The sequence below is a fragment of the Limosilactobacillus vaginalis genome, assembly GCF_025311515.1.
Classification (GTDB): Bacteria; Bacillota; Bacilli; order Lactobacillales; family Lactobacillaceae; genus Limosilactobacillus; species Limosilactobacillus vaginalis.
This window is the reverse complement of record NZ_CP104399.1, coordinates 253,816-269,112: the sequence shown is the minus strand read 5'-3', so window position 1 is coordinate 269,112 and position 15,297 is coordinate 253,816. Positions and strand designations below refer to the sequence as shown.

Genomic DNA, 15,297 nt, shown 5'->3' with positions numbered 1-15,297 from the left:
ATTTAGGAGGATTTTATAATGAAAGACGATATTATTAACATTTTAGCTGACGCAACTGGTCGGGACGCAAGTGACTTCAGTGATACTAGTGAAGACTTGTTTGCAGATGGTTTATTAGACTCAATGGCTACTGTTAGTGTTCTTTTAGCACTTCAAGATCAATTTGATATTCAAGTACCTGTTTCCGAATTTGACCGGAGCCAATGGAGTTCAGTTGATAAGATGGTTGACCGTGTAAAGGAGCTCCAAAATGACTAACCGCAAGCGACTGTGGTATATCTTTGGCCCAGTTATTCTTGCCTTTGTTCTGATTTTAATTCTTTTTACTATGCCTTTAGGCGGCCACTATTCAGCTAAGACTGAACAACGGGCTGCCTCCTCGCTTAGTCCCGTAGTTTTCAAAAACCAAAAACTGAAACAACAAGCACTTTCTGATAAGAATACCCGCTATGTTCCATTCTTTGGTTCAAGTGAATTACGGCGGTTTGATAACTTCCACCCATCAATCATGGCGGCTCGTTATCATAACTACACCCCGTTCCTTTTAGGACAACGTGGTGCACAATCGCTTCCCCAATTCTTTAACATCACTACAATGGAAGGACAGTTGCGAGATCAAAAGGCCGTTTATATTGTTTCTCCACAATGGTTTGTTAAAAAAGGGATTTTACCCCCTGCCTTTAAGTACTACAACGGTGAATTAGCCGACTTAACCTGGTTAAAGAAGGCTAATCCAAAGTCACCATATGATCAGTATGTTGCCAAGCGATTAATTCAAATGATTGGTAATGACGGTTCGGTTGCTGAAGACGCTGCCAAGATTGCTAAAGGGAAGCCGTTAAGCAGCTGGGATAAAGCCATTTTGAACTTCCGCTTAACGTTGTTGCAACACCAGGATGCATTATTCTCAGGGATCCAATTAGATAATAATTATAGCCGCTTCATTAAGCCACAAATTAATAAGTTGCCGGCAAAATACAACGAAGCCCGGTTACATAAAATGGCAGTTAATAAGGCTGCTAAGGAAACCGATAATAATGACTTCCACGTTAAGAATTCCTTCTATACCAAGAAGGTTAAGCCTAACTTAAAGAAGTTAAAAGGCTCACAACGTCACTTTAACTATAACCAATCACCAGAATATGGCGATTTACAAGTTGTGTTAAATCAATTTAAGAATAACAACACTAACGTAATGTTCGTTATTCCACCAGTTAATGGGCGGTGGGAAGCATACACCGGAATGGATATGCAGATGTACTACCGCACAGTTAACAAGATTAAGTTCCAACTTGGCCAACAAGGCTTTAATAACATTCTTGACCTTTCTCATGACGGTAACAAGCCTTACTTTATGGAAGATACAATTCACATTGGTTACGCTGGCTGGGTTAAATTTGATAGTGCTACAAGTAAGTTCATTGAACAGAACCAACCTCAACCACACTATCACTTGAGCGATGAGTTCTTGACCAAGACTTGGGCAAATCTTATCCCTACTCAACAAAATCTAAACCAGTTTAAGGAACAAAAATTGAATAAGTAATATTCGGTAAATCCCAGAGTGAGATAAATTCATTCTGGGATTTTATTTTGATCAAAAAAAACGGCTCAAGAGGAATTTCCTCTTGGGTCGCTTTTGAATTTAATTAGCTGTAACTTATAAGCAATTAACTTTACTTACTATCAATTAGTCCTAAATAAAAAAACAATTCAGAGGTATCAGTTTAACTAAATCTCTGAATTGCCTTAAATTTTAAATCTCAGCTAGTCTAATCTTCCCGATGACGGATATTAAACGCATGTCGACTAGAATGATTACTACCATGATTATCGTGACGACGGGAACGACTCCGACCACCGTTGTTATGGCGATGATGACCACCATAGTTGTTATGGCGATGATCACGTGGACCACGGTAACCATGTCCTGAGCGCCCATTACGGTGATTCCGCCGTGGCAATGGCCGTTCTGGAGTGATTTTGACTGGCACATCACTGGCTGGTTCCTTGGTCATTTCGTTCAGAAGCGCAGCAACTAGGTCTGTAGCGTCATGAGTTGCTAATAACTTTTCTGCGGCTTCTTGATAACGTTCCGTGGAATCTTGAGAAATCAACTCATCAATATCATTAAAGGCACTAGCAACCTGACCCTTAAAGGCTTCTTCAGCTGTCGGCGGCTTCAATGGTAACATCCGAACCCGGGTTAGCTTTTCGATTTCTCGCAGGTAGTCCATTTCGTTTGGTGTAACAAAGGTTAATGAAACACCATGGTGCCCGGCACGACCAGTCCGGCCAATCCGGTGAACATAACTGTCTGGATCTGACGGAATATCGTAATTGTAAACGTGGGTCACCCCTGAAATATCCAATCCCCGAGCTGCCACATCGGTTGCTACTAAGATATCAAGTTCGCCGTGCTTGAATTTCTTCATGATCTTAGTTCGGCGATCCTGACTTAGATCACCATGGATCCCGGCTGCATTGTAACCCCGGGCAACTAGTCCCCGTGATAGTTCATCAACCCGGCGCTTAGTCCGACCGAAAACAATGGTAAGGTCAGGATCTTGAACGTCAATCAGTCGGGTCATAATATCAAACTTTTCGTAGTCTCGTGCTTTGACATAGTATTGATCAACTAAATCAGTTGTTAATTCCTTAGCCTTAATCCGCACCATTGTCGGGTCAGTCATAAACTTAACCCCGATCTTCTTAATTTCTGGTGGCATTGTGGCTGAAAATAAGAGTGTTTGCCGATCAGCAGGCGTCTGATCAATGATCGCTTCAATATCATCTAAGAATCCCATGTTCAGCATTTCGTCTGCTTCATCGAGCACTAATGTCTTAATGTGATCTAATTTCACCGTATGCCGGTTCAAGTGATCACGGAGTCGTCCGGGTGTTCCTACAAGGATCTGTGGATGTTGTTTCAGATTACGAATTTGGCGACGGATATCAGCTCCACCGTAAACGACCTGTACCCGAACGTGCTTATCCTTTCCTAAACGAAATAATTCTTCTTGGGTTTGGATTGCTAATTCCCGGGTTGGTGAAATGATAATTGCTTGGATATTAGGGTTATCCGTATCAACGTGTTCGATAATTGGCAACCCAAACGCAGCTGTTTTACCCGTACCTGTCTGTGCTTGACCAATTACGTCCTGTCCCTTTAATACCATTGGAATGGTTTGTTCTTGAATCGGTGTTGCTTCTTCATAACCACTCCGCTTGATTGCCTTTAATAAACTATCTGACAATCCTAATTCACTAAACTTCAATATGGTCCTCCTAAAAATTACCAGCCGACTGAACAAGCACTGTCTGTCGGCTGGTCTTACAATTTATTTTGTTGTTAATTCTGCTAAAACTTTTTCTAAATGAATCCCGTGGCTAGCCTTTAATAATACGAGATCATCAGCACTAATCGTTGCTTGTAAATCTACCACTAATTTGTCTAATTCAGCCGTGGAATAATGGTGAATTGCTGAAGCGGGATACCCCTGCTTCTCCAAGGCATCTTGAAGATTCTCCATCTCTGAACCAACAAGGTAAACTTCTTCGATCTTCTTCGGATCAATATTAGCAGCTAAACTAGCATGAAGCCGTGCTGAGGCATCCCCTAGTTCAAGCATATCACCCAGAACGGCAATCCGCTTGCCAGTTGTTGGCAATTCTTCAATCGTCTTCAACACTTGCTTAGCAGCTGTCGGGTTAGAATTGTAAACGTCACTCAAGATTCGTTCACCTTGAGCACCATTAACCCACTCTGCTCGATTTTCAGTCAGTTCAACATTCTTCAACGCTTTCTTAATGTGCGCCGGCGTAATGTGAAGCTGTTTACCAACTGCAATCGCGGCTAATGCATTGTTAACATTATACTCACCAACCATCGGGATTGTGAATTCCTCATCTGGCCATTCGTTAACCTTAAAATCGATTGAAGTCTCGTGTTGATTAACACTCGTTGCGTAGAAATCATCAGTTAATTGACGGCCAAATGTAACCTTTCGTTGCTCAACATTAGCTGCGCGCTCTTGAAGCAATGGTTCATCCCCATTAAAAATGAATGTTCCATCTTCCTTCAATCCATGAACAATCTCCATCTTTGCATCAGCAATCTTATCGCGTGTCCCAAAGAACTCGATATGGGCCTCGCCAATCATTGTTATTACCGCAAAATCAGGGGATACTAACTTACTCAAGAAATCAAGCTGACCAGGACGATCCATCCCCATTTCAACTACAACAACTTCGGTACTGGATTCCATGTTCAAAAGGGTTACCGGTACACCGATCTCATTATTGAAGTTAGCGTGAGTCTTTGTAACGTTCAGCTGGGTACTGAGGATTGAAGCTGTCATATCCTTAGTAGTTGTCTTACCGTTGCTCCCTGTAACCGCAACAACGATTGGGTTAATTTTATGTAAGTAGTACTTACTCAACTGCTGTAATGATTCAAGCGGATCATCAACGACAAGAATCGGTTGATCCTCTGTCGTCGTTACATCGTGATCACTTGCCCATAGAGTTGCAACTGCGCCGTTTGCAAAAGCACTTTCAACATATTGGTGACCATCCTGGGCCCCTTGAAGTGGAATAAACAATGCTCCTGAATCAAGCTGTCGACTATCGAATGCGACGCTTGTAATTTCAACATCTTTCCATTGTTCAATATTGTTTTCTGCGCCGATTGCCTTCGCAATTTCGGCCAATTTCATTTTCATGGAAAAGCTCCTCTATCTCCTATATCTAAGTCTAGCTTATTAATTATATCACACTATTAGAGTACGAGTCAGCTACTTAGATCTTGATTTACCGCAAAAAAAATAAGCCAAGAGTAAATCTCTCAGCTTAATTTCTTACATCTCTTCTAATCGTGCAATCCGTTCATCTAGGGGTGGATGAGTGTCGAAGAGGTGCGCAAATCGTTTATAACGGCGGTTAAGTTCCGGATCACTAATATAGAGTGATGAACTACTTGGTGCAACTTTCTTCATCGGTTGCGCGTTCTGCAGTTTTTGTAACGCACTAATCAAGCCATGAGGATTCCGCGTTAACTCTACGGCCCCAGCATCTGCTAAATACTCCCGATTACGCGACAATGCCATTTGAGCAATCGAAGCAGCTAATGGAGCCAAGATAATTAACAAAATTGAACCAATGATGGCAAAAATACCAATCGCACTATCATCATCGTCATCCGAACTCCGCCCACCGCCAAACCACCAGAAATTACCGGCAAAATTAACTAAAGCCGTAATTGCTGCTGACAATGCGAGCGCAATCGTTTGAAGGCGAATATCATAATTACGCACATGACTCATTTCGTGCCCCATCACACCCTCTAGTTCTTCCCGATTCATTATTTGGAGAAGTCCTGTCGTTGCGGCAACCGCTGAATGTTGGGGATCATTCCCCGTTGCAAATGCATTCGGACTTGGATCATCAATGATAAATACTCGCGGCATCGAAACTTGAGCAACCATTGCCATATCTTCAACAACGTGCCATAGTTCAGGCGCTTCTTGTGCTGAATGAATTTCTCGAGCATTATTCATGTTCATTACTACATCAGTTGATTGGCTAACTATGACCGACATATAAATTACTGCCAGAACTCCGGCAATTATAATTCCCCCTACTGCTGTCCCTGCAAATAGGTAGCCGATTGCTGCACCAATTAAAGCCACAAGGATTAAGAACCCGGCTAAAACAAAAACTGTTTTACGTTTGTTTTTAGCTATTTGTTGGTATAGCATTTCGCATCACCTAATCATCAAACGAAACCTTTGGAACTTCTTTTGATTCCTTTGGCGCTTGAAGGTAGTCCATTTGCTTAAAGTGATGAATCTTCGCAACAATATTACTTGGGAATGATTGGATCTTGGCATCCAGATTAGCAACGGTTGAGTTGTAGAGTTGACGAGAATAAGCAATCTTATTTTCAGTATTGCTTAATTCTTCCATTAATGATTGGTATTGAGTACTAGCATTCAAGTCAGGATAGTTCTCAGAAACTGCAAATAGGGAGCGTAACGTTCCTGTTAATTCGTTAGAGACCGCCATTTTTTGTGCTCGATCATCGTCTGGAACATTTTCTAATTGACTCCGTAACTGAGTAACCTTTTCTAAGGTACTTGCTTCGTACTTACTGTAGCCCTTAACCGTTGAAACCAAGTTAGGGATTAAGTCGTTTCGCCGTTGAAGTTGCACGTCAATCTGACTCCATGACTCCTGAGCATGGGTCCGTAATTGTACTAGGCCGTTGTACAGGCCAGCGTAAAGAGCAACTAGTAACACAATAACTACAATGATAATAATTGTCGCTACCATTTCTCTTCCTCCTCTTTCGTTTTTCGTAATAATTATAATATCAACTTCAGCGGTTAAGAGCGACATTTAAATCACCAATTTAGCAAAAAATTAGCAAATCCGGTATGATAAAAGAAAGCTAATTATGAGGTGGTTAAAATGAAAATTATTTTTGTCTGTCTCGGTAATATCTGTCGTTCACCAATGGCAGAGGCGATGTTCCGTCAAATGGTCGCTCAAGAAAAGTTAAGTGACCAAATTAAAATTGACTCTGCGGCGACCAGTAATGAAGAAGAAGGCAATTCTCCTCATCCTGGCGCACAAAAAACGATGCGTCGCCATCACTTAGATCCCAGCGGTCTGGTCTCGCGCCCAATTACAAAAGCTGACTTTGACTCCGCTGACTATATTGTCTGCATGGACGATATGAATAAACGTAACCTTTTGCGAATGGCCCCAGCGAGTGATCGCCATAAGATCTACCAAGCATTCGACATTGTTCCGGGAAAAGAGGGCACAGTGATTCCCGATCCTTGGTACACCCACCGGTTCGAGGATACTTACCGCAGTCTTGCTGAAGCTCTCCCGTTCTGGTTAAAGAAACTGAGTCACGAAGTTAAGAACCACTAAATTTCTGCCAAATATTGCTAAATTCTTGTGGTATAGTATAGTTATGATTTATAGAAAGCGAGGCTCTTAATATGACAAAGTACGTTGTTGAATTAAACGAAGAAGATTACCAAATGATCAAGGACTGCCATTCAAAGAACCCTTCATTAATGAAGGCAATGGATGAAGCTAAAAAGGTGGAAAAGTAGAGTGTCTTCGTCCCAAAGAGTTTCCGGAAAGCTAGCAATTTCTCCTGACGAAGGCGACTTGCGCCTAGGAAGGAGGTTGCTAGCTCTAGGAAACTCGGACGAAGCACGTTTGAAGTAGAGTGTGAGCACGTTAAAACCTTCCGGTGGCTAACGATTTCTCCACCGAATGATGTTAATCATCAGAGGTGGAGGTCGTTAGCTCTAGCAAGTTCCTGGCGAGCAGATCCTGACTGTGTTGCCTAGAAGGAAGCTTAAGCTACACGCGTTTCAACCATGCAGCCAAGGCTCCTACTACATTAAGCTCAAAAGTCACAAAAGCTAAAAAAGGGACGACAATTAACGTTCAGCATATTGAATGTTAATTGTCGTCCCTTTTACTTATGATTTTCTTCCAGTTGTGTACTTACTACTAAAATTATGTTGGACCTGCTGTGGTGCATCCTTAAATGGCATCTTCTTAACAAAGCTACCACAAACCATTAGTCGGTGAGCACCTGTTTCATCACAAGTAATTAGCGTGATGATCTTGCTCTTGGTGTTATTAACTACCTCAACCTGTGAAGGTGAAATAATCTTCCGTTCATAAATCTTATATTCATAAACGTTCTTTAGGTCAGTAATGTATACTTTTTGACCAACCTTAGATTTAGAATACAGGGGTGAAAACAAGACCTTACTACCATTAGCCATATTATGACCAGCCAACGCATAGTTACCTTCACCCATCTTCATGTTTGGCCGTAACGTTCCAGCCGCTAGCGCTAACGTTGTGTTATCAACACCGTTAGCAATCGGAATCGTCATGCCAATCGCTGGTACGGTAATTTCACCAATAATATTAATTGGTTGCTTCTTTGCCCGCGCCCTTGCAACGGTTTGTAAGCTTAAATCCTGAGCATTACTATAATCATAATTAGCACTGCTTTGCTTGCTTTGGTTCTTCTTAATTGCTTGCCGGGTAATCTGTGGTCGGTAGCTTTCCGTCAAATAATACTTGATTTGTTGGTTAAAGATCAGCACCACTGAAATCAATAGTAAGATGACTACCGCAGTCCACCGAAGCCATCCCCGAGATTTTCTCTGTTTTTTCATCCTACTTATCCCTCTCGTTCAATTAGCTAGACATAGTATAACCTGTTTTCTATTTTTTGAACAGAAACTTTAATTGCCATTGTCTCCTTTGCCTGCATTATTTCTATTTGCCGGATTATTTGGGTTCCGACCGTCAAGCAGGTATTCCTCAATTATCTTAACGATTTGCTTATTCTGGGGTAAATCAGAATGCTGAGCCTCATCCCCAGTTACCGTCATCGCCGTATAATGAGCGACCTGCTTTTGGAAAATATACTTTCCAGCTTGAACACTTTCTTCTGGCACTAAACCATCAGAATCATAATTTTCCGTTCCAGCAATTGAAAAGACATTTAGTGTTTTTGGTAGTTTATCGCGGTACTTGGTTAATTCTGTGAACATTTGCGTAGGGGTCTGAATCGACTTTTCCGCAAAGTTATATGGCGTTCCGAGGGTCATCAAACTTTTAATTTTAATGCTGTCCTGGTAATTAGAATAATAATGCTCTAGCCAATATGTCCAAATTAACCCACCGTTTGAATGACCAAACGCCTTAAAGTTATTAAAGTAGTACTGGTCAGTCAACTCATCAAACGCATCGTTCAGCATTGCCGCCTGCTTTTTGATATTTGAAAGGCCATCCCGATTATTTTCAAAACTAATGATAATGAACGGTTCATTATCATTCCGCGCAATCGACCCATTGTAACTAATTTTACCGTTGTTATATACTTCCAGTTTTAAAACACTATGCTTCTTGTCAGTATCCTTATTTAATAGGTTAATCAACTGGTTAAACCGTTCCTTCGTTGCCGAACTACCAGGAACCATAATCACCGGTGACATCCGTGACTTTTCCTGAAGGGCTAAATACCGGTTAGTATGTTTCATCCAAAAATAAGTCGGTAAAGCAATCAAGATTAAGACAACTATTAATGAAAAGAGAATTTGCCGACTCTTTTTACGGAGATTTCCTTCATTTTTGAACATAGTAGTCCACCTCCGAAGAATCTAAGTAAAGTTCCTTGTCAAAATGATCAATGATCTTAACAAACGGAATGAAGCACCAAACATCCAAAATAAATAGTGCCAAGGTAAAGATTAGGACCCACCAGTTACCGTTACTAGCGACAAAACTAATCAGTGGTCCCGGTGTTCCAACCAAAACAGGATATGGAGTTGGTGGGATTAAATGAATCGCAATTGCCCCTGTAGCAATTAATATATTAACAATTGGTAATATTAAAATCGGCAGGAGGTAGAGCGGGTTCATAATAATCGGTAACCCAATCATTGCCGCATATTCCGAGTTAAAAAGTGTCGGCAGCAGCGTCCAGCGAGCAACTTGGTGTTGTCCCTGGCTCTGGGAAGTAATAATAATTGCAATTGTCAAGGCAAGTAACAATCCGTTGCCACCAAAATTAGCGAATGAATTATACAATGAACCCCCGAAAAACGGATAAGGAACATGCCACGCGGAACCATGCCGTAGAGCATAACTCAAGTTACTTGCAAATGGCCCACCGCTTAAGATTGCACCTGAGTTAGCTACGTTTCCCAAGCCAAGCCAATCAAAAATTGTTACTAAAGTTGTTCCAGCGATCGTCAAAAGGATTCCCTGGTTATTATGTCCCACAGTCACCATTTGTGAATAAACGCCCCGTAACACCTTACTTAACCAGCTGAAATTCAGAATATAGGTAAAAATAATTGCTAGCATAACGGATGCCACTAATGGTTTCATCGCATACAATGATCGTTCCCGAACACTGATAATTTGGTTGGTTTTCTGAAAATTACGCTCGATCCCCAGCCAGTGGTATATTTGGCCAATCACATAGCCAACAATTAGTGCAATTAATAAACTTTGTGTGCCGAGAAGTCGCCAATTGAAGGCAATCGCCCGATCTACCGATACGTGGTCATAGCGAAAAGCAATGATCAGAATGGCGACAATTCCCGTTACCCCAGCTAGTTGTGAGTCACGATGATAAATTCTGGCCGTATATTTTGCTGCGGCATAGGCAACCAAGATTCCAAAGAGGTTAAACGTAATCTTGCTAACCCCAATAAAGGCAGACTGGAGAATTGTCATGATCCAATCTGGCACCCAAACGCCAAGGTAGGCAACGTTATAAAATAGCCCATCCTGACTAAGAAAAGTCCGGTATATCATCTGTGAGAATGAACCAAGTAACGCAAAGGGAAATAACATTGATAAGGTTTGGCGAACTACCCGAAAAAACGAGCAGTTGTTCAGCTTCATTATTATCTTTATTAACCGCCGAAGCATCTGATCATCATTCCTTTTAAAAAGCTATTCTTATTATACCTACCTTAATGTTAGTTTTGCTGATCCAATTCAATAATTTAAAAGAAAAAGACGTTGGAAATTTCCAACGTCTTTTTTGAATTAGTAAAGTATGTCTTACTTGAGACCGTACTTCTTGTTGAACTTGTCCACAGCACCATCTGCTTGGGTAAACTTTTGCTTACCAGTGTAGAATGGGTGTGAATCTGAAGTAACTTCAACCCGTACTAATGGGTATTCATTACCGTCTTCCCACTTGATAGTTTCACTTGAGGTTACAGTAGAACCTGAGAGAAACTTGTAACCAGTAGATGCATCTTGGAATACTACTGGATGATAATCTGGATGAATTCCTTGTTTCATAATTTATTACGCTCCTTTTGCCATGAATCATTGCCTGAAACATAGATAATCAACCCTAACAGAATAACACGAATCAATTATCGATGCAATAGACTGATTAAATTTTTACTGAGCTATCGTCTTCGATAGAAACTTTTGCGCCTAAACGGTTAAGCTTCCAAACAATCCGGTCATAGCCACGAAGGATGTTACCAGCATTGTTAATCACTGTCGTTCCTTCTGCCATCAAGCCAGCAATCGTCAAAGACGCTCCGGCACGAATTTCACCGGCAGTCACTTCAGCACCGTGAAGATGATCGGTGTGCTTAATAACAATCATTCCGTCATGGGCTTCGATCTTCATTCCCATCTTCTGTAATTCGGGAATGTGCTTAACCCGCTTTGGATAAATCGTATCGACAACCGTACTATCGCCTTCTGCTAGTGACATTAATGGTGTTAATGGTTGCTGCAAGTCGGTTGCAAATCCAGGGAACGGCATTGTCTTAACGTGAATTGCTTTGAGATGCTTAACTCGCGGTACATAAATCTTATCGCTATCAATTTGCAAATCAACACCCATTTCAATCATCTTACTGGTGAATGATTCTAGGTGTTCTGGAATGACGTTATGAACCATTACGCCATCACCAACTGCCGCTGCCATTGCCAAGTAAGTCCCAGATTCAATCCGGTCAGCAATGATAGTATGGGTATTCATTGATTGTAAAGTATCTACCCCGGTAATCCGAATTGTGTCCGTTCCAGCACCACGAATTTGGGCACCCATGTTGTTTAAAAATGTCGCCAAATCAATAATTTCAGGTTCTTTTGCGGCATTTTCAATCACGGTTGTTCCTTCTGCGCGAACAGAAGCCAAAATGGTATTAATCGTTGCCCCAACCGATACCATATCTAAGAAAATCCGTGTACCGTGAAGACCATTTGGTGCATCTAAATGAACAGTTCCGTTGTTTTCACTAACAGAAGCACCTAATGCCTTAAATGCCTTCAAGTGCTGATCAATTGGCCGCGGTCCAATATTATCTCCACCCGGGAATGTCAGTGTTGCCCGATGGAAGCGTCCTAAAAGAGCACCCATAAAGTAATAAGAAGCCCGCAAACTCTTAATTGCCTTACTTGGAAGTTCAGCTTCAATGATCTGAGTCGGATCGATTTCCAAAAATCCGTGAGTGAATGATGATTTAACGTTCATCGATTCCAAGATGATCATTAAGTTGTGAACATCCAAGATATCTGGAACAGTATCAAATTCAACTGGAGTATCAGCTAAAATTGCTGCTGGGATCAAAGCAACAGTACTGTTCTTGGCACCACCGATCGTAACTTCGCCCGAGAGTCGGTTTCCTCCTTGAATGATCATTCTTTTCATGTCCGTGTTTCCTCACTTAAAATTTCTATGATTTTATAATATTTTTAATTTAATTTTAGCTAAACATTGTTTGTTCCTTAAACAAAACAATCATTAACAATGATAATTAATAATTTAACAAATTACAACCTTTTGCAGGCAATCTTAAATAATTTTGAAGGCTATTTTTTCGCAAAAAAAGCTCTCAAGATAAGCCATAAATCTCATCCCTATCCTGAGAGCAGTTAAAAGAAATTAATCATTCTTATTTTCAACGGCAGCCTTAACAAATGCCTTAAACAAACCTTCTGGGTGGTTTGGCCGTGACTTGAATTCTGGGTGATATTGAGCTGCAACAAAGAATTTCTTCTCTGGTAATTCAACAACTTCAACCAGGTTCCGATCTGGGTTAATCCCAGAAACAACCAGTCCGTGATCTTCCATCTCTTGACGGTAATCATTGTTAAATTCATAACGATGACGGTGCCGTTGACTAATCATCTTTTGGTTATCGTAAGCCGCAGCTGCAACGGTCCCTGGCTTCAACTTACATGGGTAAGCACCTAACCGTTGAGTACCTCCCATATCTTCAACGTCTTCCTGATCAGACATCAAGTCGATAATGTTGTGCTCAGTATTTGGATCAAATTCTGTTGAGTTTGCATCCTTATAACCAAGAACATCACGGGCAAATTCAATACATGCAGTTTGCATCCCAAGGCAGATTCCCAAGTAAGGAACATCATTTTCACGTGCATACTTGATTGCAGTAATCATTCCTTCAATTCCCCGGCTACCGAAACCACCTGGAACAAGGATCCCATCATAATCCTTAAGGGTATCAGCAACATTATCTGAATTAATGTTTTCAGCATTAAAGTGATCAATGTCAACCTTAGCATCAACGGGGTAGCCAGCATGACGAAGAGCCTCGTTAACGGAGATGTACGCATCTTGCAAGTCGGTGTACTTACCAACCATGGCAATCTTAACGGTCTTCTTTAAATCATTTTCGATGTGGTTAACCATATCAGTCCATTCACGCATGTCAGCAACTGGACAATCAAGGCCAAAGTGATCAACTACTAATTGATCCATTCCCTGCTTTTGGAGGTTCAATGGAATTTCGTACAGCGTATTTACATCCATTGATTCAATTACGGCCTTAGGATCAACATCACAGAATAGGGCGATCTTGTTCCGCATTTCATCAGTGATTGGCTTTTCAGTCCGAACAACAAGGATGTTTGGCTGAATTCCTAGGCCACGTAATTCACGAACACTGTGTTGGGTTGGCTTAGTCTTCATTTCACCAGCTGCACGAAGGTATGGAACCAAGGTCGTGTGAATGTATAAGACATTGTCATCACCGACTTCTTCCTTCATTTGCCGAATGGCTTCCATGAATGGTTGTGATTCAATATCACCAACGGTCCCACCGATTTCGGTAATAACAACTTCAGCTTCAGTACTTTCACCCGCACGCTTAATCTTATCCTTGATTGCGTTAGTAATGTGCGGAATCACTTGAACAGTCCGTCCCAAGTAATCACCACGACGTTCCTTCCGCAATACTTCAGAATAAATCTTCCCGGTTGTAACGTTTGAGTACTTGTTTAAGTCGTTGTCAATAAACCGTTCATAATGACCTAAATCCAAATCAGTTTCGGTCCCATCATCAGTAACAAAAACTTCACCGTGTTGGTATGGGCTCATGGTTCCCGGATCAACGTTAATGTATGGATCAAATTTTTGAATAGCAACCTTTAAGCCACGGTTCTTTAACAGACGGCCTAGAGAAGCAGCAACAATTCCCTTGCCTAGTGATGATACAACTCCACCGGTTACAAAAATGTATTTAGTCATCGCGTAATTTTCTCCTTTTTGTTTTTTAATGGGGTTAGTAAATAGAAAAGACTCCCCATTTCTACTGAAACAGGGAGCCAACATTTTAACGAACGATTACCTGTAATTCACAGGCGCCCAAGAAAGATAATACAGGCTCGGCATCAGATAGTCAAGAACAAAATATTAAAAATTATTCTTCGTCATCATCGTCATCGTCGTCTTGCAACTCAGATAATTGACCTTCAATACCATCATCAAGGCCATCATCATCGCTGTAATCGTCATCATCGTCGTCATCATCATAATCTATGTCATCGTCATCATCCTGATCATCAAGATCTTCATCTTCAGGATCATCGTTATCGTAATCAATAACATCATCATCAGAATTAGAGTCAGCTAAGAAGGCGTTAACCTTACGACGCTTCTTCTTTGGACGATCGTCCTCTTCGTCATCTTCATTTTCACCAACGGTTGCTTCGTCGATTGATTCGTATGGGTACCATGCACGTAGACCCCAAGTGTTATCACCGAGGGAGATAAAACTGCCGTCAATGTTCAAATCAGTGTAAAACTGAGAAAGTCGTTCACGAATCTCTTCATCACTCTTACCAAGGTATTGTTGAACTTCATTAGTTAAATCAACAAATGCCATTGCTTCGCCGTGGTGTGCGAGAATAGCGTGGGCAACTTCGATCATTGAAAGTTCTGATTTGTCTTGGCCGTCAAAAATCTTTAAATCCAAATTGGTGCACATCCCTTCAAAAGTCTAAATTACAGTATACAATGTTAGGCTGCAAATTGCAATTGAACTTGGTAAGTTCCAATTAATTGTTCATTTGCGGTTAACTGATACTCCAAATCAATTGACCCATTAACGTCTTGTGGATCAAATTCTACCGCTAGCCGGTTTGTTGTAACCAACATTCCGATAATTCCGTATTCTGTTCGGTAACGAGTTTTTGTTGGTGCAGACAATTGAAATTCAAAGTCCGTCTCCCGAATTCCGCTTCGTCTTAAATGAAGATGATCCGTTCCCAGGCGAAACTGAACCGGAGTGGCTGTTCCGCCTTGATGTTCCTGATAGTGAAGATAGTACTTACCATTTAATTCAACAAATTGTCCTTGTTCGTCAAAATGGTATTGATCACGCTGACCATCTTGTTCCATCGTGGTCGTTAATTGAATATGAACTGGCACTACGCGTTTGATATTAAAGACCT

At 41.2% G+C, this 15,297-nt stretch carries 15 protein-coding genes; 3 read left to right on the top strand and 12 right to left on the bottom strand.

The features are described 5' to 3' along the window. Positions 1-18: 18 nt before the first annotated feature. Both dltC and dltD read left to right on the top strand, forming a co-directional pair. Complete coding sequence (gene dltC / locus N4627_RS01170; protein WP_003717840.1) at positions 19-258, top strand: D-alanine--poly(phosphoribitol) ligase subunit DltC; 240 nt, start codon at positions 19-21, stop codon at positions 256-258. After that, positions 251-1,546 carry a D-alanyl-lipoteichoic acid biosynthesis protein DltD gene (dltD, locus tag N4627_RS01165; protein ID WP_260964845.1) on the top strand — a complete coding sequence of 432 codons (1,296 nt, stop codon included), beginning with the start codon at positions 251-253 and terminating at the stop codon, positions 1,544-1,546. Before dltC ends, dltD begins: the two co-directional genes overlap by 8 nt. Positions 1,547-1,772: 226 nt before the next feature. Here the strand turns inward: dltD and N4627_RS01160 are convergent, their stop codons facing one another. The 4 genes from N4627_RS01160 to N4627_RS01145 all read right to left on the bottom strand — a co-directional run bounded on the left by N4627_RS01160 (position 1,773) and on the right by N4627_RS01145 (position 6,333). Then, positions 1,773-3,278 carry a DEAD/DEAH box helicase gene (locus tag N4627_RS01160; RefSeq protein WP_003717838.1) on the bottom strand — a complete coding sequence of 502 codons (1,506 nt, stop codon included), beginning with the start codon at positions 3,276-3,278 and terminating at the stop codon, positions 1,773-1,775. Positions 3,279-3,341: 63 nt separating this feature from the next. Then, positions 3,342-4,724 carry a UDP-N-acetylmuramoyl-tripeptide--D-alanyl-D-alanine ligase gene (locus tag N4627_RS01155; protein ID WP_003717837.1) on the bottom strand — a complete coding sequence of 461 codons (1,383 nt, stop codon included), beginning with the start codon at positions 4,722-4,724 and terminating at the stop codon, positions 3,342-3,344. A 135-nt stretch (positions 4,725-4,859) separates the two neighbouring features. After that, positions 4,860-5,759, bottom strand: coding sequence for a zinc metalloprotease HtpX (gene htpX / locus N4627_RS01150; RefSeq protein ID WP_260964844.1), 900 nt, complete (start codon positions 5,757-5,759; stop codon positions 4,860-4,862). A gap of 10 nt (positions 5,760-5,769) precedes the next feature. After that, positions 5,770-6,333 carry a LemA family protein gene (locus N4627_RS01145; RefSeq protein ID WP_098044795.1) on the bottom strand — a complete coding sequence of 188 codons (564 nt, stop codon included), beginning with the start codon at positions 6,331-6,333 and terminating at the stop codon, positions 5,770-5,772. A 138-nt stretch (positions 6,334-6,471) separates the two neighbouring features. On the opposite strand from N4627_RS01145, the gene N4627_RS01140 reads away from it, so the two are divergent. After that, positions 6,472-6,942 (top strand): low molecular weight protein-tyrosine-phosphatase, encoded by a 471-nt coding sequence (locus N4627_RS01140; RefSeq protein WP_003717834.1) that lies wholly within the window; start codon positions 6,472-6,474, stop codon positions 6,940-6,942. Between the two features lie 566 nt (positions 6,943-7,508). On the opposite strand, the gene N4627_RS01135 is transcribed toward N4627_RS01140, so the two are convergent. The 8 genes from N4627_RS01135 to N4627_RS01100 all read right to left on the bottom strand — a co-directional run bounded on the left by N4627_RS01135 (position 7,509) and on the right by N4627_RS01100 (position 15,274). Beyond that, positions 7,509-8,222 (bottom strand): class A sortase, encoded by a 714-nt coding sequence (locus N4627_RS01135; protein WP_003717832.1) that lies wholly within the window; start codon positions 8,220-8,222, stop codon positions 7,509-7,511. A gap of 69 nt (positions 8,223-8,291) precedes the next feature. Beyond that, on the bottom strand, positions 8,292-9,191 hold the full coding sequence (locus tag N4627_RS01130; protein WP_003717831.1) for an alpha/beta hydrolase: 900 nt from the start codon (positions 9,189-9,191) through the stop codon (positions 8,292-8,294). After that, positions 9,178-10,467, bottom strand: a complete 1,290-nt coding sequence (locus tag N4627_RS01125) for a PTS transporter subunit EIIC (RefSeq protein WP_169303853.1) — start codon at positions 10,465-10,467, stop codon at positions 9,178-9,180. Before N4627_RS01125 ends, N4627_RS01130 begins: the two co-directional genes overlap by 14 nt. A 162-nt stretch (positions 10,468-10,629) precedes the next feature. Continuing rightward, positions 10,630-10,875, bottom strand: a complete 246-nt coding sequence (locus N4627_RS01120) for a type B 50S ribosomal protein L31 (protein WP_003717829.1) — start codon at positions 10,873-10,875, stop codon at positions 10,630-10,632. Positions 10,876-10,972: 97 nt separating this feature from the next. Then, the gene (locus tag N4627_RS01115) at positions 10,973-12,247 is read right to left on the bottom strand and encodes a UDP-N-acetylglucosamine 1-carboxyvinyltransferase (RefSeq protein ID WP_003717828.1); all 1,275 of its coding nucleotides are present in this window, start codon (positions 12,245-12,247) and stop codon (positions 10,973-10,975) included. A 234-nt stretch (positions 12,248-12,481) separates the two neighbouring features. Beyond that, positions 12,482-14,092, bottom strand: coding sequence for a CTP synthase (locus tag N4627_RS01110; protein WP_098044797.1), 1,611 nt, complete (start codon positions 14,090-14,092; stop codon positions 12,482-12,484). 172 nt (positions 14,093-14,264) lie between these two features. After that, a complete protein-coding gene (gene rpoE, locus N4627_RS01105; protein ID WP_191337057.1) occupies positions 14,265-14,819 on the bottom strand; it encodes a DNA-directed RNA polymerase subunit delta in 555 nt (184 codons plus the stop codon). 44 nt (positions 14,820-14,863) lie between these two features. Further along, the gene (locus tag N4627_RS01100; protein ID WP_313957846.1) at positions 14,864-15,274 is read right to left on the bottom strand and encodes a DUF1934 domain-containing protein; all 411 of its coding nucleotides are present in this window, start codon (positions 15,272-15,274) and stop codon (positions 14,864-14,866) included. Between the last annotated feature and the right edge of the window lie 23 nt (positions 15,275-15,297).